Source organism: Billgrantia zhangzhouensis, from assembly GCF_021404465.1.
Classification (GTDB): domain Bacteria; phylum Pseudomonadota; class Gammaproteobacteria; order Pseudomonadales; family Halomonadaceae; genus Halomonas; species Halomonas zhangzhouensis.
Window position 1 is genome coordinate 36,821 of record NZ_JABFTT010000021.1, and the last position, 19,615, is coordinate 56,435.

The 19,615-nt window shown below is 64.9% G+C and carries 17 protein-coding genes; 15 read left to right on the plus strand and 2 right to left on the minus strand.

Going from position 1 to position 19,615, the window contains the following annotated elements; all coding sequences use genetic code 11:
• Window positions 1–15 precede the first annotated feature (15 nt).
• The 10 genes from HOP51_RS20300 to lon all read left to right on the plus strand — a co-directional run bounded on the left by HOP51_RS20300 (window position 16) and on the right by lon (window position 10,202).
• A complete protein-coding gene (locus tag HOP51_RS20300; protein ID WP_234275686.1) occupies window positions 16–510 on the plus strand; it encodes a copper chaperone PCu(A)C in 495 nt (164 codons plus the stop codon).
• A gap of 137 nt (window positions 511–647) precedes the next feature.
• Window positions 648–1,130, plus strand: coding sequence for a transcriptional regulator NrdR (nrdR, locus tag HOP51_RS20305; RefSeq protein ID WP_234275687.1), 483 nt, complete (start codon window positions 648–650; stop codon window positions 1,128–1,130).
• A 62-nt stretch (window positions 1,131–1,192) separates the two neighbouring features.
• On the plus strand, window positions 1,193–2,329 hold the full coding sequence (gene ribD / locus HOP51_RS20310) for a bifunctional diaminohydroxyphosphoribosylaminopyrimidine deaminase/5-amino-6-(5-phosphoribosylamino)uracil reductase RibD (protein WP_234275688.1): 1,137 nt from the start codon (window positions 1,193–1,195) through the stop codon (window positions 2,327–2,329).
• Between the two features lie 321 nt (window positions 2,330–2,650).
• Window positions 2,651–3,805, plus strand: a complete 1,155-nt coding sequence (ribBA, locus tag HOP51_RS20315) for a bifunctional 3,4-dihydroxy-2-butanone-4-phosphate synthase/GTP cyclohydrolase II (RefSeq protein WP_234275689.1) — start codon at window positions 2,651–2,653, stop codon at window positions 3,803–3,805.
• 115 nt (window positions 3,806–3,920) lie between these two features.
• Window positions 3,921–4,424, plus strand: coding sequence for a 6,7-dimethyl-8-ribityllumazine synthase (gene ribH / locus HOP51_RS20320; RefSeq protein WP_234275690.1), 504 nt, complete (start codon window positions 3,921–3,923; stop codon window positions 4,422–4,424).
• On the plus strand, window positions 4,421–4,927 hold the full coding sequence (nusB, locus tag HOP51_RS20325; protein ID WP_234275691.1) for a transcription antitermination factor NusB: 507 nt from the start codon (window positions 4,421–4,423) through the stop codon (window positions 4,925–4,927). Before ribH ends, nusB begins: the two co-directional genes overlap by 4 nt.
• Before the next feature lie 11 nt (window positions 4,928–4,938).
• The gene (gene thiL, locus HOP51_RS20330) at window positions 4,939–5,892 is read left to right on the plus strand and encodes a thiamine-phosphate kinase (protein ID WP_234275692.1); all 954 of its coding nucleotides are present in this window, start codon (window positions 4,939–4,941) and stop codon (window positions 5,890–5,892) included.
• Window positions 5,889–6,362, plus strand: a complete 474-nt coding sequence (locus HOP51_RS20335) for a phosphatidylglycerophosphatase A family protein (protein ID WP_159553732.1) — start codon at window positions 5,889–5,891, stop codon at window positions 6,360–6,362. The genes thiL and HOP51_RS20335 overlap by 4 nt, the downstream gene beginning before the upstream one ends.
• Before the next feature lie 61 nt (window positions 6,363–6,423).
• Entirely contained in the window at window positions 6,424–7,662 is a 1,239-nt protein-coding gene (locus HOP51_RS20340; RefSeq protein WP_234275693.1) for a DUF945 family protein, read from the plus strand.
• A gap of 104 nt (window positions 7,663–7,766) precedes the next feature.
• Entirely contained in the window at window positions 7,767–10,202 is a 2,436-nt protein-coding gene (gene lon, locus HOP51_RS20345; RefSeq protein WP_234275694.1) for an endopeptidase La, read from the plus strand.
• A 51-nt stretch (window positions 10,203–10,253) separates the two neighbouring features.
• Here lon and HOP51_RS20350 read toward each other — a convergent pair whose 3' ends face one another.
• On the minus strand, window positions 10,254–10,982 hold the full coding sequence (locus HOP51_RS20350; protein ID WP_234275695.1) for an SDR family NAD(P)-dependent oxidoreductase: 729 nt from the start codon (window positions 10,980–10,982) through the stop codon (window positions 10,254–10,256).
• Between the two features lie 137 nt (window positions 10,983–11,119).
• On the opposite strand from HOP51_RS20350, the gene HOP51_RS20355 reads away from it, so the two are divergent.
• The 4 genes from HOP51_RS20355 (at window position 11,120) to HOP51_RS20370 (ending at window position 16,238) form a co-directional block, all read left to right on the plus strand.
• The gene (locus HOP51_RS20355) at window positions 11,120–12,097 is read left to right on the plus strand and encodes a TAXI family TRAP transporter solute-binding subunit (protein WP_234275696.1); all 978 of its coding nucleotides are present in this window, start codon (window positions 11,120–11,122) and stop codon (window positions 12,095–12,097) included.
• Window positions 12,098–12,217: 120 nt separating this feature from the next.
• Window positions 12,218–14,029, plus strand: a complete 1,812-nt coding sequence (locus HOP51_RS20360) for a TRAP transporter permease (protein WP_234275697.1) — start codon at window positions 12,218–12,220, stop codon at window positions 14,027–14,029.
• Window positions 14,030–14,052: 23 nt separating this feature from the next.
• On the plus strand, window positions 14,053–14,598 hold the full coding sequence (locus tag HOP51_RS20365) for a substrate-binding domain-containing protein (RefSeq protein ID WP_234275698.1): 546 nt from the start codon (window positions 14,053–14,055) through the stop codon (window positions 14,596–14,598).
• A gap of 77 nt (window positions 14,599–14,675) precedes the next feature.
• Window positions 14,676–16,238 (plus strand): AAA family ATPase, encoded by a 1,563-nt coding sequence (locus tag HOP51_RS20370; protein ID WP_234275699.1) that lies wholly within the window; start codon window positions 14,676–14,678, stop codon window positions 16,236–16,238.
• 93 nt (window positions 16,239–16,331) lie between these two features.
• Here the strand turns inward: HOP51_RS20370 and HOP51_RS20375 are convergent, their stop codons facing one another.
• The gene (locus HOP51_RS20375; RefSeq protein ID WP_234275700.1) at window positions 16,332–17,324 is read right to left on the minus strand and encodes a helix-turn-helix transcriptional regulator; all 993 of its coding nucleotides are present in this window, start codon (window positions 17,322–17,324) and stop codon (window positions 16,332–16,334) included.
• Between the two features lie 204 nt (window positions 17,325–17,528).
• Between HOP51_RS20375 and HOP51_RS20945 the strand changes: the two genes are divergently transcribed.
• A complete protein-coding gene (locus tag HOP51_RS20945; RefSeq protein WP_267957829.1) occupies window positions 17,529–19,487 on the plus strand; it encodes an autotransporter-associated beta strand repeat-containing protein in 1,959 nt (652 codons plus the stop codon).
• Window positions 19,488–19,615 lie beyond the last annotated feature (128 nt).

Genomic DNA, 19,615 nt, shown 5'->3' on the forward strand with positions numbered 1-19,615 from the left:
ACAAGGAGTCATGAGATGATGCTGTCCCGTTCGCTAGTGGTTGCCACCGGCCTTTCGCTGATCTCGTTCGCGGCCCTGGCCGACCCTCTGATCATCGAACAGGCACAGGTGCGTGCCGTGCCGCCCGGCTCGCCGGCCTCCGCTGCCTTCATGACACTGCACAACCCAGGGGAGCGGGAGGTAGTGCTGGTCACCGCGAATTCGTCGGCGGCAGAAACGCTGGAACTGCACAACCACGAAGACGTGGATGGGGTGATGCAGATGCGCAAGGTTGCCCAGATCACCGTTCCCGCCGGTGAGTCGGTCGAGCTGGCGCCGGGTGGGCTGCACCTGATGCTGATCGGGCTGACCGACCCGCTGGTCGAAGGCGAGCCCGTCGAGATCGAGCTTGGCTTCGAATCGGGCGAATCGCAGCGTCTGGAAGCACCGGTTCAGCAGATTGTGGTAGAGGAACAAGGGCAGCATGGTCACGCGCACGCCCATGACCACAAGCACGATCACGCGCACTAGGCGAGGCCGGCCGGCTGGGGCGCGACGCCGAAGCTGGGCGGGTGATGGGGGAGGGGGTACAATACCGGAGCAAGAAGTATGAATCGTGACCCATGTGTGACCGCTGGGTCGCCCCGCTTCACGTTCGGATCGATACCATGCATTGCCCCTTCTGTGGCGCCCATGACACCCGCGTGACCGACTCCCGCCTGGTAGCGGAGGGCGATCAGGTGCGCCGCCGCCGCCAATGTACCGACTGCGGCGAGCGCTTCACTACCTACGAGACCGCCGAGCTGGTCATGCCCAGGGTGGTGAAGTCCGACGGCTCCCGGGAGACCTTCGATGACCGTAAGCTGCGGGCCGGCATGTTGCGCGCGCTGGAGAAGCGCCCGGTCAGCGCCGAGTCCATCGAGGCGGCGGTGGAGCAGATTCGTCATCGCCTGCGTGCCAGCGGCGAGCGCGAGATACAGGCGCGCGACATTGGCGAAGCCGTGATGCAGGCGCTCAAGCGCCTGGATCAGGTGGCTTATATCCGTTTTGCCTCGGTCTACCGGCGTTTCCAGGACATCGACGAGTTCCGCGCCGAGATCGAACGCCTATCTCAAGAGCCCGGCTTCCCGCCGGGTACCGCCGAGGGCTAGGCCCGCGGGCCTGGCTATCAAGCGCGCGGATACAGCCAGTCTCAACGAAGCATAGGAGCGTTATGGCCAAGCCGACCGATGCTGCCTGGATGGCCCGGGCGCTGCGGCTCGCCCGCCGCGGCCTCTATACCACCCATCCCAACCCTCGCGTGGGTTGCGTACTGGTCAAGAACCGCCGCCTGATCGGCGAGGGCTGGCACGTGCGAGCCGGCGAGCCGCACGCCGAAATCCATGCGCTGCGCATGGCGGGGGAAACCGCACGTCGCGCCACCGCCTACGTGACCCTGGAACCCTGCTCCCACCACGGTCGCACCGGGCCCTGTGCGGTGGCATTGATCGAGGCCGGTATTCAACGCGTGGTGGTGGCCGTGCAGGACCCCAACCCCGAGGTGGCCGGGCGCGGTATCGCCATGCTGCGTGAGGCGGGGGTCGAGGTCGAGGTGGGGCTGCTCGAGGAGGAAGCGCGCAAGCTGAACGTCGGCTTCATCTCCCGTATGACGCGCCAGCGTCCGTTCGTCCGCTTGAAGATGGCCATGAGCCTCGATGGGCGCACTGCCATGCAGTCGGGGGAGTCGCAGTGGATCACCGGACCCCACGCGCGGGAAAACGTACAGCGACTCAGGGCCAGCGCCAGTGCGGTCATGACCGGGGTCGATTCGATCATCTTCGACAATTCGCGCCTGACGGTGCGCGCTTCGCAGCTGGGCCTCGATGATGCCGAAGCCATCGCTGCGCGCCAGCCGCTGCGGGTGGTGGTCGACACCCAGCTACGCCTGCCCCAGGCGGCAGCCTGCCTGCGTGAGCCCGGGCGCACGCTGGTCGCGACGGTGCCCGGGCACGAGCCGCAGCGCCGCACACGCCTGGAGGCGGTCGGCGCCGAGGTGGTGGTGTTGCGTGCTGGCGACGATGGCCGTGTCGATTTGTCGGCGCTGATGCGCTACCTGGCCGAGCAGGAGCTGGTCAACGAGGTACTGCTCGAGACTGGGGCCACGCTGGCCGGGGCGATGCTGGATGCCGGCCTGGTCGACGAGATGCAGCTGTTCGTGGCGCCGACGCTGCTCGGCGGCGAAGCGCGCCCGCTGTTCGCCTTGCCGGGGCTGACACGTATGGCGCAGCAGCGTCCGCTGGAGATCCTCGACATCCGCGCCGTGGGGCGCGACTGGCGAATCACGGCGCGGCCGGAGCGCCGGCAGGAGTAAGCCGCGGCTTCCCAAGCCGTATGCTCCGGGGCAGGCTGCCGGGGAGGTCTTTTTCCAGGGACGGAAAAAGTAGCGTCCAGGGAAGGATTCACAGCGCCTCCCCAGCGGCCTTGGCCCCGGGGCAGCTCGCTTGAGAGAGAGTCTGCTGGCGCCAAGGTACTCGCTACTGGCGCCCGAAGCCGCGCCAATGTACTCGCTACTGGCGCCCGAAGCCGCGCCAATGTACTCTGACGCCCATTCAACGTGGTGCGATTTGGCGACACTGCCTGGCTGCAGTGCGCTATCGTCCTCGAAGTCGTTTGAAAATACGGAGATTCCAACGTGAAATCTTCCTCAGGGGGCCTGGCTTCCATCGCCGAACTGATCGAAGACATTCGGCAGGGCAAGATGGTGATCCTCATGGACGATGAGGGTCGCGAGAACGAAGGCGATATCATCATGGCCGCCGAGAAGGTCGAGGCCGAGCATATCAACTTCATGGCGCGCCACGCGCGCGGTTTGATCTGCATGCCGATGACCCGCGAGCGCTGCGAGCGCCTCAACCTGCCGCTGATGGTTCGCGACAACGGCTCCGGCTTCGGGACCAAGTTCACCTTGTCGATCGAGGCGGCGGAGGGCGTGACCACCGGAATTTCGGCCGCCGATCGGGCGCGTACCGTGCAGGTGGCTGCTGCTCGCAATGCACGTCCCGAGGACATCGTGCAGCCCGGCCACATCTTTCCGCTGATGGCCGAGCCCGGCGGTGTGCTACGCCGTGCCGGTCATACCGAAGCGGCCTGCGACCTGGCCGCCCTGGCCGGCTGCGACCCTAGCGGGGTGATCTGCGAAGTCATGAACGACGACGGTAGCATGGCGCGTCGCCCCGAACTCGAGCGCTTCGCCGCCGAGCACGGCCTCAAGATGGGCACCATCGCCGATCTGATCCACTACCGTATCCACAACGAACAGACGATCGAGCCGGTGGAATCCACGCTGGTCGAGACGGCCGTGGGCAAGCTGACCTTGCACGTCTTTCACGATCGCATCCAGAATGCGCATCATGTGGCGCTGGTCAAGGGGCATCCCAGCCCCGAAGGCCTGACCACCGTGCGGGTGCACCTGGCCGATACCATGCGCGACCTGCTGGGTCTGCAGAAGAGCGAAAGCCGTAACTGGACGACCCACAGCGCGCTGGAAGAGATCGCCCGGGTCGAGCATGGCGTATTCGTGCTGCTTGACGACGGCCGTCCGCACCAGGACTTCCGCGATCAACTGGAAGTCTTCCTCGAGCGGCGGCGTCTGCCGCGCACCAGCGACTCTGACGGTGCCGGCAACTATCTTACCATCGGCACCGGCTCGCAGATCCTGCGCCATCTGGGTGTCGGACGCATGCGGCTGCTCAGCTCGCCGTGGAAATTCTCGGCACTGTCCGGCTTCGATCTCGAGGTGGTCGAGCTGATCGCACCGGGCGAGCAGGAGAGTGCCGCGGATCACTGAACCGGCGCTCGTCCGGTGACGTGACGAGGCGTGTTGGCCGGCACTGGCTGCCGGCCATTCGATTCAGCAGTACCCAAATCGTTTTCAGCAGGACCATTTTCATCAGGAACTAGCGATGCATACCCTGTCTCAACTGGAAGGCAACTTCGTCGACGTCGACGGTCGATACGTGATCGTGGTGGGACGTTTCAACCATCATGTCGTCGACAGCCTGGTCGAGGGCGCCGTGGACAGCCTGGTGCGTCATGGCGTGGATGCCGGAAACATCGATATCGTCCATGTCCCCGGTGCCTGGGAATTGCCGCTGGCGGTCAAGCGTGCCTTGCAGGTGGCGCGTCCCGATGCGGTGATCGCTCTGGGCGCGGTGATCCGTGGCGGCACGCCGCATTTCGAGTATGTAGCGGGTGGCTGCAACGCGGCGCTGGGCAATCTTCAACTGGAGTTCGAGACGCCCATCGCCAACGGCGTACTGACGGTCAACTCGATCGAACAGGCAATCGAGCGTTCCGGCACCAAGGCAGGTAACAAAGGCGCCGAAGCGGCCATGGCTGCCATGGAGATGGTCTCCCTGCTGCGTGGCTTCGGTGACAGCGACGGTCAGAGCGGAGAAGCTTCATGAGTGCATCACGCCCGCAACGCTCCCCTTCTGCGGGCCAGCAAGCGCGGCGAGCGGCCCGCGAACTGGCGGTACAGGGGCTCTATCAGTGGCATATGACCGGCAAGTCGGCCACCTCGATCGAGGCGGAGTTTCGTAGCCAGCAGCCCGATGAAGATCTCGAGGATCACGAAAACTGGGCCAAGGTGATGCAGATCGCCGACCTGGCGCTGTTTCACGAACTGCTGCACAACGTGGTGCGTTTCCGCGACGATCTGGATGCTTCCATCGCTCCGCTGCTTGACCGTCGCCTGGAGGACCTCGACCCCATCGAATTGGCGATCCTGCGCCTGGGTGCCTATGAACTCAGCCGGCGTCTGGATGTGCCCTATCGTGCCGTGATCAACGAAGGCGTCGAACTCGCCAAGTCCTTCGGCGCCACCGACGGGCACAAGTACGTCAACGGCATCCTGGACAAGCTGGCCGCCCGGTTGCGTAGCGCCGAGGTCAGGGCACGTCGTGGCTGAAGGTGCCATCGGTGGCCAGTGAATTCGAACTGATCGCCCGCTATCTCACTCCTGTCGCATCCGGAGCTCGAGCCGGCGTGCCGCTTGGCGTGGGCGACGACTGTGCGCTGCTCGCTCCGCAGCCGGGCCGGCACTTGGCGGTCAGTGTCGACACTTCGGTTGCCGACGTGCATTTTCCCGCCGATGCGCCTGCCGAGGCGATCGGGCATCGTGCGCTCGCGGTGAGCCTGAGTGACCTCGCCGCGATGGGAGCCGAGCCACGCTGGTGCCTCATGGCACTGGCGCTCGAAAGCGACGACGAAACCTGGCTGGCGAACTTCGCCCATGGTTTTCACTCGCTGTGCCAGGCAAGCGGCACGGCGCTGGTGGGCGGCGATGTGACCCGCGGTGAACTCGCCGTCGGTGTTACGGTAATGGGAGAGGTCATTCCCGGAGAGGCGCTGACGCGCAGTGGTGCGCGCGCCGGCGATGTGCTGGCCGTAACCGGCTGTCTCGGTGGCGGTGCGGGAGGCCTGGCGCTATGGCAGCGCGGCGAGCGCGATCTCGAGCACCCTCTGCTGGAGCGATACCTGAAACCCCAGCCCCGACTGGCAGCGGGGTTGGCGCTGCGCGATCTGGCCCATGCCGCCATTGATATCTCCGATGGACTGTTGGCCGACCTCGAACACCTCCTCGAGGCGTCTGGCGTGGGTGCAAGACTCGAGTCGAAGGCGCTGCCGCTGGCGGATGGTTTGGTCGAGGCGCTGGGCGCAGAGGCCGCCTATCGCGCCGCGCTGTGCGGCGGCGACGACTACGAGCTGCTGGTCAGCCTGCCCGGCGAGAGGCTCGACGAGGCTTGCCGACGTCTGGCGGAACAGGGGCTGACCCTGACTCCCATCGGTACGATCAGCGCCGAGCCGGGCGTGAGGGGAGTCGACATCGGCGGCGCCCATGGCTGGCAACATTTCCACGGGGGCAAGTCATGAACCGCTGCCCCCAGAGCGTCTGGCGGCGCCCGGTGCATTTCTTCGCCTTCGGCCTGGGCAGCGGCGGCGTGCCTTGGGCGCCGGGTACCTTCGGCACGCTGGCGGCGATCCCCTTCTACTGGCTGCTCTCCGAACTACCGCTGGGCTGGTACCTGTCGCTGGTGGCGGTCTCCTTCGTGGTGGGAATCTGGCTGTGCGACAAGACTTCCCGCGACCTGGGCGTACACGATCACTCCGGCATCGTGTGGGATGAATTCGTCGGTTACTGGATCACCATGGCGGCAGTGCCGTTCTCCTGGGAGGCAGCGCTGTGGGGCTTCGTGCTGTTTCGCATCTTCGACGTCTTCAAGCCATGGCCGATCCGTTGGGCCGACCGGCGTGTGGCGGGCGGATTCGGCATCATGATCGACGACGTGCTGGCCGGTATCTATGCCTGGAGCACGATGCATCTCTGGCTCTGGTTGCATTAGGTTACGTTCCGTGTTCGATTGAATGGGGTAGCGCGAGGGTTAACGACAGGGAGGTGACGCTATGCGCAAGGAACGTCTCATCGTCCCGTTGCTGGTCGTCTTGCTTCTTGCCTGGATGGCGGCACAGGCCATATCGAGCTGGCTGTTCGAGCGGGAGATGGCGCGTACGCTGGCCGACCTGGAAGCGCGGGGTGAACTCGACATCGAGCGGGTGGATGTCGAACAGGGCTGGTGGACTTCGACCGGACGCATTCACCTGGCACCGCTCTTCGGCCAGGCCTGGCGCCTGGAGTTGACCTATCAGGCACATCACGGCGTACTCAGCACCCACCTCGACGGCGAGGTGATGCTGCGCCATGGCCCCGAGGCCAGGCATCTCTTCGGCGAGTCGCTGGCCACGGCTCCGCCCCTGTGGGAAGCGCGCTACCACGTACTGAGCGGTACCCTCGAGGGGGGGATCCAGCTCGCGCCGCTGCGCATCACCCAGCAGGAGCGGGAACTGGCCTTCGAAGGCGGCAGGCTGCGCTTCAGCGGCGAGCAGGGCAACTGGCGCCTGCGTGCCCAGCTTCAGTCATGGGTGCTCAGCGACGGAGAGGCTCGCCTGGAGATCGGCCCCGCCATCCTCAACAGCCAGTACGCCTATACCGAAGGGGCGCACTCCTTCACCCAGGAGGATCGCCTGCAGATCGAGTCGCTCTCCTGGCACCAGCCCCAGCTCAAGCTCGATGCCTCTGCCATCCACCTGGCCAATCGCGTCTCGCTGGACGACCGGGAGCTTCGCATCCAGCTCGACCTGGACCTGGGCGAAATTCATACCGCCGAGCAAGTGTTGCTGACCGGCCAGACGGAGCTGGAGTTGTCGCGATTCAATGCCGATGCGATCCGCGCCACCATGACGCGCCTGCGCAAGCTGGCCGCCAGTGGGCAGGCCGGAACGAAGCGGGAAGCGCTATTGGCCCATCTCGAGCCTTACCTGCTGGCGATCCTGCAGGATTCGCCGCGCCTCGACCTGCAGCGCCTGGAACTGGACAGCCCGATGCTCGGCCTGTCCGCCCAGGCCGATGGCTCACTATTCTTCGATGGACGCCGGCTCGAGTCGCTCAGCCTGGTCGACTTGGATCAGCCGGCGGCCAAGGAGCGCTGGCGGCGGCGTCTCGACGGTGATTTCACCTGGCACGAGCTGCCCACCGTGGTGGCTCTCTGGCTCGGCCTGCCGCTGGATACCCGCACGCTCGAGATCGACATCGGGCGGGGCCAGGTGCGGGTGAACAGCCGTCCGCTGCCGCCCCTGTGGCGTTAGCCATTGTCCTGTTCGCATCTCGCGCGACTTGAAGTTCGACTATGCTGCCCGCATTCCACAGGGCAATGTGTATCCGGCTTTCACAGCTTCAGGACGAGGACTTCATGAACGAGCACGACCAGGACGAACACGACTTGCAGCAGGCAGGATCGGATCCCGACGAGACGCTGGGCTCCGACGGCGAGGTGGATGGAGTCGCCAATGCCGTGATTCCGGCCAGTGAATACCTGCCCGAACGCATCTATCTGCTGCCGATCCACAATCGTCCCTTCTTCCCTGCCCAGGTCCAGCCGCTGGTGATCAACCGCGAGCGCTGGGAAGAGACCATCCGCCGGGTCGGCAATACGCCCCACCATACGCTTGGGGTGGCCTTCGTTGGCGATACGGCCGTGGAAGAGCTGAGCCATGAGCACTTCCCCGAGTTCGGCACCGCGGTGAAGGTACACAAGCTTCAAGGCGAAGAGGGCCAGTTGCAGTTCATCGCCCAAGGCCTGCGCCGTTTCCGCATCCAGCGTTGGCTGTCGAAGAAGCCGCCCTACCTGGTCGAGGTCAGCTACCCCCGCGAGCCGGTCAAGGCCGACGAGGACGAGACCCGCGCCTATGCCATGGCGATCATCAACGGCATCAAGGAATTGCTGCCGATCAACCCGCTCTACGGCGAGGAGCTCAAGCACTACCTCAATCGCTTCAGCCCCCACGAGCCGGGACCGTTGACCGATTTCGCCGCCGCCATCACCTCGGCCAAGGGGCCGGAGCTACAAGCAGTGCTCGAGACCCTGCCGGTGCAGTCGCGCATGGAGAAGGTATTGCCATTGCTGCGCAAGGAGATCGACGTCGCCCAGTTGCAGACCGAGATCAGCGAACAGGTCAACGCCCAGATGCAAGAGCGTCAGCGCGAGTTCTTCCTGCGCGAGCAGCTCAAGGTGATCCAGCGCGAACTCGGTATCTCCAAGGACGATCGCGAGAACGACGTCGATACCTTCCGCGATCGCCTGGAGGGGCTGACGGTGCCGCCCAAGGTCTACACCCGCATCGAGGAGGAGCTCGACAAGCTCTCGGTGCTGGAAACCGGCTCGCCGGAGTACGGCACCACGCGCAACTACCTGGACTGGCTGACCTCGATGCCATGGGGCGTGCGCAGCCAGGATCAGCTCGATCTGGTGCATGCCCGGACGGTGCTCGACCGCGACCACGACGGCCTCAAGGACGTCAAGGAGCGCATCATCGAGTTCCTCGCCGAGGGCACTTTCAAGGGTGACGTCGGCGGCTCGATCCTGCTGCTGGTCGGTCCTCCCGGGGTGGGCAAGACCTCGGTCGGCCGTTCCATCGCCGAAGCGCTGGGGCGGGAGTTCTACCGTTTCTCGGTGGGCGGCATGCGTGACGAGGCCGAGATCAAGGGGCATCGCCGTACCTACATCGGCGCCATGCCGGGCAAGCTGGTCCAGGCACTCAAGGAGGTCGAGGTCGAGAACCCGGTGATCATGCTTGACGAGATCGACAAGCTGGGCAAGTCGTTCCAGGGCGACCCGGCCTCGGCGCTGCTCGAAGTGCTCGACCCCGAACAGAACGTCGATTTCCTCGACCACTATCTCGACGTGCGCCTGGACCTGTCCAAGGTGCTGTTCGTGTGTACGGCCAACACTCTGGACTCGATTCCCGGGCCGCTGCTCGACCGCATGGAGCAGATTCGCCTGTCGGGCTACATCGCCGAGGAGAAGATGGCGATCGCCAAACACCATCTCTGGCCCAAGCTGCTCGAGCGCGACAGAATCCCGCGCAAGCGCATCAATCTTACCGACGCGGCGCTGCGTCAGGTGATCGAAGGCTATGCCCGCGAGGCCGGCGTGCGCCAGCTCGAGAAGCAACTGCACAGCATCGTGCGCAAGGCAGCGGTCAAGCTGCTCGAAGGTGATCAGGCCTCGGTGCGCGTCTCGGTCAAGAACCTGGAAGAGTATCTCGGTGCTCCGCTGTTCCGTCAGGAGCAGGTGCTCAAGGGGGAAGGGGTGGTCACCGGCCTGGCCTGGACCGCCATGGGCGGTGCCACGTTGCCCATCGAGGCGGGCAAGGTGCATGCCTTGTCACGCGGCTTCAAGCTCACCGGCAAGCTCGGCGAGGTGATGCAGGAGTCGGCCAACATTGCCTACAGCTACGCGCTGGGACATCTGGCCGAGTACGGCGTCGATGCCGACTTCTTCGACTCGGCCTTCGTCCACTTGCATGTGCCCGAGGGGGCAACGCCCAAGGATGGCCCCTCGGCGGGGGTGACCATGACCACGGCGCTGCTGTCACTGGCGCGGCATCAGGGCGTCGATCGGCCGCTGGCGATGACCGGTGAACTGACGTTGACCGGCCAGGTGCTGCCGGTAGGCGGAATTCGCGAGAAGATCATCGCCGCCCGGCGCAGCAAGATCTTCGAGGTGATCCTGCCCGAAGCCAACCGCCGCGACTACGACGAGCTGCCGGACTTCCTCAAGGAAGGCATGACGGTGCATTTCGCCAAACGCTATCGCGATGTCGCGAAGGTGGCGTTCGGTATCTGAAACCGGCCTGGTGGCGCCATGGGAGCGCTGTGTAAAGCGTGCAGCGTTTTCCTACATCGAGACATTGGCCCCGCCGTCCACCACCAGCGTCTCGCCGCTGACGAAGGTGTTCTCGGCGCCGGCGAGGAAGGCCACTGCCTGGGCCACCTCGCCGGCTTCGGCCACCCGACCGAGTGGCGTCGCCGCCTGCCAGCGCCGCCGCGATTCGGACGCGGTATCCTGCATGCCCACGCTGACCGGCCCCGGGGCTACGGCGTTGACCAGGATGCCGTGGGGGCCGAGCTCCGCCGCCAGGGCGCGGGTGAGCGCCAGCATGGCGCCCTTGCACATGGCATAGGCCGAACGCTCGCTGGTGGTACGCAGGCCATGGGCCGAGGCGACGATGACGATACGACCGCCGTCACCGGCCATCATCAATCGGGCGGCAGCCTGTAGTGCCTGGTAGGCCCCGCTGACGTTGATCGTCAGCATCTCCCCGAGTGCTTCGGCTGTCACCTCGACGAAGCGTCCCCGGCGGATCACGCCGGCAGCATTGATGCAGGCATCCAGGCCCGCGCCATGCGCCGCGATACGGGTAAATGCCGCCTCGATGCTAGCCGGCTGGGTCAGGTCGCAGGCAATGAAGGCAGATTGCTCCGGCCATTCATTGAGCAGAGTGCTGGCTTGCGCTTCCGCGCTTGCGTGATCCAGCAGATAGACGAAGTCACCCGCCGCTATCATCTTGGCGACGACAGCGCTGCCGATTCCCCCGGTGGCGCCCAGTACGGCCGTGATTCGCATGTCATGTCCTAGGTATGCTTCGGTTAGGAAAATCGGCATTATAGACGTTTGCCCGACATTTCTTTATAACGACTCGACCACCACAACAAGATACATGTCATCGTACAGCGATGCTGGACGCCGAAACGGAGAGACCGATGTCAAACCGCAAGTTCGCCTTTACTCGTACCCTGCTGGCCTCGGCTACGGCCGTCGCATTGGGCGCCACTGCACTTTCCGCCCAGGCCGAAACCCGAGTCACTTACAAGTCCGCCTCGGCGGGCACGGCCTACTACCAGATGGGGGTCGAGCTCTCCGAGGCGATCCGCCGGGGTACCGAAGGCGAAATCGTACTGACCCTGGAAGAGAGCCAGGGCTCGGTGCAGAACGTCATGGAGGTGATGGCGCGCCAGGGCAACTACGTCTTCACCACGCCGCCGGGGCTGGTCGACCAGGCCATGGCCGGCGAGGGTCCCTTCGCCGAACGGCAGAATCCCCGCTTCCAGGAGATTCGTGGCCTGTTCCCGATTCCCGCCATCACCATGCACCTCGTGGTAGCCGGCGACGAGGGTGTGATCGGCCTGGAGGAGTTGGAGGACAAGCATATCCTCATCGGTCGCGGCACCTTTGGCGCCCGTGAGGCGGAGCGCTATCTGGAGCTGTTCGACATGCTGGACAAGGTGCGCGTGGCCAATGCCGAGATCGGCAGCGGTCCCGATGCGCTCAAGAACGGCCAGATCGATGCCTTCGTCACGGCCAGCTCGTTCCCCACGCCCAACGTGATCGAAACCGCCGCCAGCATGCCGATCAGCCTGGTCAGCCTCACCGACGAGCAGATCGAGCAGACCGGCGCGGCCCGCCAGACCATTCCCGCCGGCACCTACACCGGGGTCGACGAGGATGTCGAGACCACCTCGTTGCCGGTGATCGCCTATACCACCACCAGCATGGACGATGACACAGCCTACGCCCTGACCAAGACGTTCTGGGAGCGGCGCGATGCCATGGCCGAGGAGACCGCCTGGTGGGGCGGCATTACCCACGACATGATCGGCAACATCGCCGGCACTCTGCACCCGGGAGCCGTGCGCTACTATGACGAAGCCGGCATCGAGATTCCCGACGAGCTGCGCTAGGTTTTGTACGAAAAATCGGCGAGCGCAGACAGTTTTCGTATAGAGCCAAATTTCGTTAATCACGGCTGACAGCCGGGGCAAGGACGCCCCCGCTGGGGTCGCAAGGCATCCCTGCATTTTATGCTATCGACTTCTTCCTCTTCATCGTTGGCCGGTTCGGCCGTCGGTCATGATGCGCCGCGCGTCCATCCCGCCTGGGTGCTCCTCGGTGCGGTCACGGTGGTCTTTCACCTGGGCCTGATCTTCTACGGTCTGACGCCGGCGCTGGTCAGCCGGCCAATTCACATGGCCCTGGCGCTACCCTGGATCCTGATCTTGTCCGCTCGCACTCCTTACGAGCGCTGGAGTGGCTGGCTGTTGACCGTGCTCGGTATCGCCGCCTGCGGCTATATCGCCTTCAATGAAGAAGCCCTGGCCACCCAGTACGGCTTCATCGACAACGATTTCCAGATGCTGCTGGGCGTATTCCTGATCGTGCTTACCCTGGAGACGGCACGCCGGGCGATCGGCTGGCCGCTGCCATTGGTAGCGGTGGCGGCGCTGGCCTACGCGGTGTTCGGTGAACACATCCCCGGCCAGTTCGGCCATCCGGGGCTGCCGATGCAGAGCTTCGTCGGCACCCTGACCATCGCCGAAAGCGGCCTTTGGGGCTCGCTTACCGGAGTGAGCGTCGGCGTGGTGGCGATCTTCGTCATCTTCGGCGCAGTGCTCAACGCCGGCGAGGCGGGGCGCGGCTTCATGAACATGGCCAGTGCCTTTGCCGGACGCCTGACCGGCGGGGCGGCCAAGGTCTCGGTGATCTCCTCGGCGCTGATGGGATCGATCTCCGGCTCCGCCTCGGCCAACGTGGCCTCCACCGGGGCCATCACCATTCCCTCCATGGTGAGGCTGGGCTACCCGCGCACCCTGGCCGGGGGCGTCGAGGCGGTAGCCTCCTCGGGCGGGCAGATCATGCCGCCGCTGATGGGGGCGGGCGCCTTCGTCATGGTGGAACTCACCGGTACGCCCTACACCCAGATCATGGCCGCGGCGCTACTGCCGGCGATCCTCTATTTCGCCACCGTGTGGATGGGCATCAACGCCTACGCCACCCGTCACGATCTGCGACCCATGGCGGCAGCCGACCAGCCCAGCGGCAAGGAGGTGGCGATCACCTCGCTGTTCTTCGCCGTGCCCTTCGTGCTGTTGCTGGAACGTATCTTCCTCGGCGGCTATACGCCGCAGTACGCGGCGAGCATCGCCATCTTCGCCGGCATGCTGCTGCTGTTCTTCGACGTGACGCTGACGTTCTCGGCACGCGGCTTCGCCTCGCGCATGGCCGAAGCGGTGGTCACGGCCGGACGCCAGGTGGCGGTGATCGGCGCCATCATCATCTGCGCTTCGCTGGTCATCGGCGTGCTGTCGCTGACCGGGCTCGGGGTCAAGATCACCTCCGGAATCCTGTCGCTCTCCAACGAGATGTTGTGGCCGGCGCTGCTGCTCACGGCGCTGGCCTGCCTGGTACTGGGCATGGAGGTGCCGACCACCGCCGCCTATGTGATCTGCGTGTCGGTGGCGGGACCTGCACTCACCGCGCTGGGGCTCGAGCCGCTGCTGGCCCATCTCTTCGTGTTCTGGTTCGCGCTGCTCTCGACCATCACGCCGCCGGTGTGCGGCGGAGTATTCATCGCCGCCGGCATGGTCGGGGAGAACTGGCTCAAGGTAGCGATGAAAGCCATGGCATTGGGCATCGGGCTCTACATCATCCCGCTGGCCATGGTCGCCAACCCCGAGGTGATCCGCCTGGCCTTCGATCCGCTCTGGGCCGTTCTCGATGCACTCAAGATCGCGCTGGGTCTCGCCGCCATCTCCTACGGGGTGATCGCGCGGCGTGCCGCGTGGCTGCGGGTAGTACTGGTGGTGGCCGGCGCGCTGGCGATCTTCGCTTTTTGAGCTGAGCCCTTGAGGGAAATGAGATGATCGTTGCCACGCTAGGCCCCGAAGGAAATAACCATGTGCTGGTGCTGCGCCGCTATCTCGACGCTCGCGGGCTGGCCGATGCGCAGGTGAGGCTGTTCGACGACTTCCCCGCGATGTTCGCGGCGCTGGTGGCGGGCAAAGTGGATAGGGTGCTGCAATGCACGGCCCACTTCAGCCATGCCGACTGCGTGGGACGCTACATGCATCGCGCCTTTCCGGTGGATGCCTTCGTTGCCGGCAGCCATCCGCTGGCGCTGCTGGCGCGTCGCGGGGTCGCCGAGCCGCGCCAGGTGGCGCGCCAGCCCGCCACCCGGTATTACACCGACCTTTCGGGGTTCGCCGAAGAACTCGACGTGCCCACCACCGTGGCGGTGGCCCAGGGGCTGCTGGCAGGCCGCTTCGAGGCCGGCATCTGCACCCGGCGAACGCTCGAGGAGCATCCCGACGCGTTGCGCCTGATCGAGGACCTGGGCCCGGCACTGGACGTCTGGGTGCTGTATGGCCGCCAGCCGCTCCCCGATGGCAGCCCCCTGTCACTCTAGGTTTTCGGACAAAACCTAACAGGCACCGTGGCCATGGTATGCTCAATGCCTCTGGTTTCCAGTGCAGGAGCGTCGCCGTGTCCATCCCGTCTCGCCGCAAGCTGCCCATCGGCATTCAAACCTTTTCCGACATCATCGAAGGCGGCTACTACTACGTCGACAAGACACCTCACATCCACCGCCTGATCGAGCAAGGCAAGTACTACTTCCTCTCGCGCCCGCGCCGCTTCGGCAAGAGCCTGCTGGTGGATACCCTGTGTTGTCTGTTCGAGGGCCGCGAAGCGCTGTTCCATGGGCTCTACATTCACGACAAGTGGGACTGGCAGAAGCGCCATCCGGTGATTCGGCTGAGCTTTGGCGACGGCGTGCTGACGAGTCGCAGCACACTGGACAGCCACATCCGGCACCAACTGCAACAGCACCGTCAACGACTGGGCATCATCAATCCGCCGCCGGAATTGATTTCCAACGACTTCTCGGACCTGATCCGCCGGGCGCACGAGCAGCATGGCCAGCGCGTCGTCGTGCTGATCGACGAGTACGACAAGCCCATTCTCGACAACCTGCTCGAACCCAAGCGCGCCCGCGAGCTACGCGAAGGGCTGAAGAACCTCTACAGTGTGCTCAAGGACGCTGATCGCCACTTGCAATTCTGCCTGCTCACCGGGGTCTCCAAATTCAGCAAGGTCAGCCTGTTCTCGGGGCTCAACAACCTCAACGACATCACCCTCGACGCTCCCCATTCCACCATCTGCGGCTATACCGACGAAGACATCGACACGGTCTTCGCGCCTGAGCTGCCTGGCCTGGAGCGCCGCGACATCCGCCACTGGTACAACGGCTACCGTTGGGGGAGCCAAGCCGTGCCTTCCGTTTACAACCCATTCGACGTGCTGCTGCTGTTTCAGAAACGCGAGTTCGCCCCCTACTGGTTCGAGACCGCCACGCCCGCCTTTTTGATCGATGTCCTCAAGGAGCGCGGCACCTACACGCCTGCGCTAAGCCATTGGGAGGCAGAGCCGGAATTGATGAGCCGCTTCGACGTCGACGACATGGCCACCGAAGCATTGCTGTTCCAGGCCGGCTACCTCACCGTCAAGCAAGTCGAAGAGCCAATGCTGGGCTATCGCCTCTACACGCTCGGTGTTCCCAACCGGGAGGTGGAGAGCAGTCTGAACCAGGCGCTGTTGCCCGTGCTGGGCGTCGAGAATGCGCCTCGCCAGCGCAAGACCCTGTTCGACGCACTTCGCCAACACGACCTGGCGGCGCTGGAAACCCACCTCAAGGCGCTCTATGCCGGCCTGCCCCACGACTGGTACCGCAACAACCCCATCGCGCGCTATGAAGGCCACTATGCCAGCGTGTTCTACAGCCACTTCGCCGCCCTGGGCGTGAGCGTGACGGTGGAAGACGCCAGCCATACCGGCAAGGTCGACATGACCGTCGACTTCGACGGCCACCTCTACCTGTTCGAGTTCAAGGTGGTCGAGCAACTGCCCGAAGGCAAGGCGCTGCAGCAGCTCCAGGAGAAGGGCTATGCCGACAAGTACCGCGGCCAGGGCAAGCCCATTCACCTGGTCGGTGTCGAGTTCTCCCGCGAACGGCGCCAGATCGTCGCCTTCGATGTCGCGGCGGCTTGAGGCCAGCCCGGCATAGGTACGAACACGCGGCCCTCCGCAGACAGGGCAAGCCCATCGACCTGCTCGCCCGCCGGTGAGCGACGCCAGCCCCTGTCAATGGTAAACGTTGCCAGCCCTTGCCTGTTGTTGCCAGTCTCTCGGCGTCATTCCCGTGGCGCTGCGAAAGGCGCGTGAGAAGGCGGCGGCCGAGGCATAGCCACAGTCGGCCGCGACCATGCTGATTTGGCTATGGGGCTGGCTCAGGAGCCGTTGCGCTTTTTTCAGCCGCAGCCTGCGCACGAGATGCCCGACCGTCTCGTTCCGGTCGGCGAGAATGCGGTAGAGGCTGCTCCGGGAAATGCCCAGATAATGGGCGATCATCTTGGCATCGAGGGTCGGTTCATGAAGATGCCCCTCGATGATGGTGCAGACCGCCGTATACCAGGCGCGATCACTACCGGGCAGCCTTTCGTTCTGGAGGGCGTATTCCTCCTGCACCGTGGCCAGGGCGAAATCGACCAGGCCGTTGAGCGTGGTTTGCGCCGCCGCCCCGTCGAACATGTGCGCGTGCTGAGCGGCCAGGCGCAGCATGCCGTCGAGCATGCGGGCGATCGGCGCGCGGGGAAAGGTGAAAACGCTACGCCCGCGATCGGCCCCGCGCTGAACCTCCGGGTAGGCAATGTCGAAACCCAGCCGCGCTCGCACCAGGCGCTTGGGCACAACGATCAGCGCATAGCGGTGATAGTGGTTGGAGACACGCACCTTGGCCTGCGGCGAGAGCATGGCCAGGCCACTGGCCGGGGTCACGCTGAGCGCATCATTGTCGGCATGGCTGTACAGGCTCTCTCCGTCGAGGATCGAGCCGAGCAGGATGAAGTCGCTGATATCGCCCGACATGTAGTTGTCGGTCGCCTCGCAGTGGCCGGCGGTGAACATCACGCCTTCACTGCTGGTGATGATGTCGCCCTCGGCCTCGAACAGCGGCGCCCGCGCGGGGTCGGGGATATCGAGGAAGGTGCGGCGGAAATAGCTGCGCCAAACCTCGAACCTGTCGGGCTCGTCAAGGGTTCTGGTATCGAGATGGACGTGGTGGATGTCGTTGGGCATCGTCTGTACCCGGGGCTGGTTATTATCGGTTTTGCACAGGATGCAGTATCGGCCCCGGGGTCGCAAGCGCGTGTCCCGCGCGCAATACCTCCTGAAATATCGAAAATTGGGACGTTCTGCAAAATATTGGGACTCCGCGCAAAGCCCAAATGTGGATGATAGAAGGTCGGGATTCGATCTGATGGGTATATCGAGGTGAGGGCGATGAAGAAGGGGCTACCGGCGGGGATGGGGCAGGGAAAATTCTCGGGGATCACAGCAAGGTGGCGCGGGCCTCATATGCTGGCCGGGGCCGCGCTTGCGCTGGTGCTGGCAGTCGGACCGGCGATGGCGCAGCAGACCCAGAGCGGCGGCGATGGCGGTAACGGCGTCGCCTTTTCCAGTCCCGGCTATGGAGGTACCCCTTCAAGCCCCGATGGCGAAAGTGGCACCGGTCACGGCGGCGGTGGTGGCGGAAGCGTCGACCAGATCACCGGAATTGGTGGTACTGGGGGCAGCGGGGGGGGAGATTACGGCGGCCCTGGTGGAGTTGGCGGAGCCGGCGGCACTGTGGGGAAAACGACATCAACAGACGAGGCCAATACAGCCAACGTCGCGGGCACCGATGGTGAAGATGGAACCGATGGCAGTGGTGCCCCGTCGGGCGGCGGCGGCGGCGGCGGCGGCGGTGGCGTCGGGTGGCTCATCGAGGGAAACGGCAACTCCAGCAATGTGGCAGTTATCACTGGTGGTGCTGGTGGCAGTGGCGGCATGGAGGGCGGCGGCGGCATGGCCGGTGGCGGCGGTGGTGGTCAGGGCGCGGCTGGCGTCCTTGTAACCAATGGCGGATCGATCAATTTGTCGGCATCGAGCCGTATCGAAGGTGGTCAGGGCGGAACCGGCGGCGACGGTGATCTCACCCAGAGTCACGCCGGGGGTGGGGGCGATGGCGGCACCGGCATTGAATTGACCAGTGGCGGCAGCGTTGCCAATGTCAGTGGCAGCGAGATCGTTGGCGGCACCGGAGGGGGCGGCGGCGCGACAACCAACGTTGACGGTGGACGCGGCGGCAATGGTGGCACTGGTGTCAGCGGCAGTGGTTTTTCTCTGACCAATGGTGGAACGATCCGCGGCGGCACCGGCGGAATTGGCGGCAACAGCGCCAGTGCGGCTGATGGCGAACCGGGCACAGGCGGTGCCGGTATCTTGGGCTCGGATCTCATCATCCTAAATGCCGGAGAAATTTCCGGCGGTATGAGCGGCCATGCCGATCCAATAGATCAGGTGCTGGCCAACGCCATCACCTTCACCAGCGGAGCCAACAGCCTGGAGCTGCGCGGGGGCTATTCCTTCACCGGCAATGTCGTGGTCGAGAGCGGCGCGACCGGCGCCCTCGTCCTGGGCGGCGACGACAACGCAAGCTTCGATGTCTCCACACTGACCGATACGCCCTCGACCGATGACGGATGGTTCGTCGGCTTCGACACCTTCGAGAAGACGGGCGACAGCATATGGACACTTGAGGGTACCACCTCCGCGATAACGCCCTGGACGATTTCACAAGGCACGCTGTCGGTCTCCTCGGATGACCAGCTTGGCGATGTTTCGGGCGCGCTGACCTTCGATGGCGGCGTGTTGCAGATAACGGGCACCGGCATGTCCAGCATCGGACGCGATATTGTCTGGGGCGAGCATGGCGGCGGTTTCGACATCGAGGAGGCCGGGCACAGCTTTACCCTCACACAGGACATCACCGGCCCAGGCGATCTCGTCATGGGCGGCGATGGCACGCTGGTGCTGACGGGCAGCAACGCCTATGGCGACACGCGCGTCCGGTCCGGCACCCTGGTGGGCGATGCCGGTTCGATCTCCGGCAACATCGCCAATGCGGGTATGGTGGCGTTCGATCAGACAAGCGATGGGGTCTTTGCCGGCGAGATTGCCGGGTTGAACGGCACGGATGGCGACATGATCCTGCGCGGCGGCGGCACGCTGAGGCTCGATGGCCGCTCCTCACTCGACTGGACGGTTGAGGACGGCACGCTGATCTCGGCGAGCGACCGCTTCGCCGGCGATCTGGACATCGCCGCAGGCGCTGCCTTCGTCTTCGATCAGGACCATGAGGGGCACTATGCCGGCGCGCTTTCGGGCGCGGGCGGCCTCACCCTCACCGGCGGAGGCTAGGTCGAGATGACCGGCGACAGTGCCGGCTTTACCGGCCTCACCGAGGTGACCGGCGCGACGCTGGTCGTCAACGATACGCTCGGCGGGTCCGCCACGATCGGCATGGGCGGCTTTCTCGGCGGAGCGGG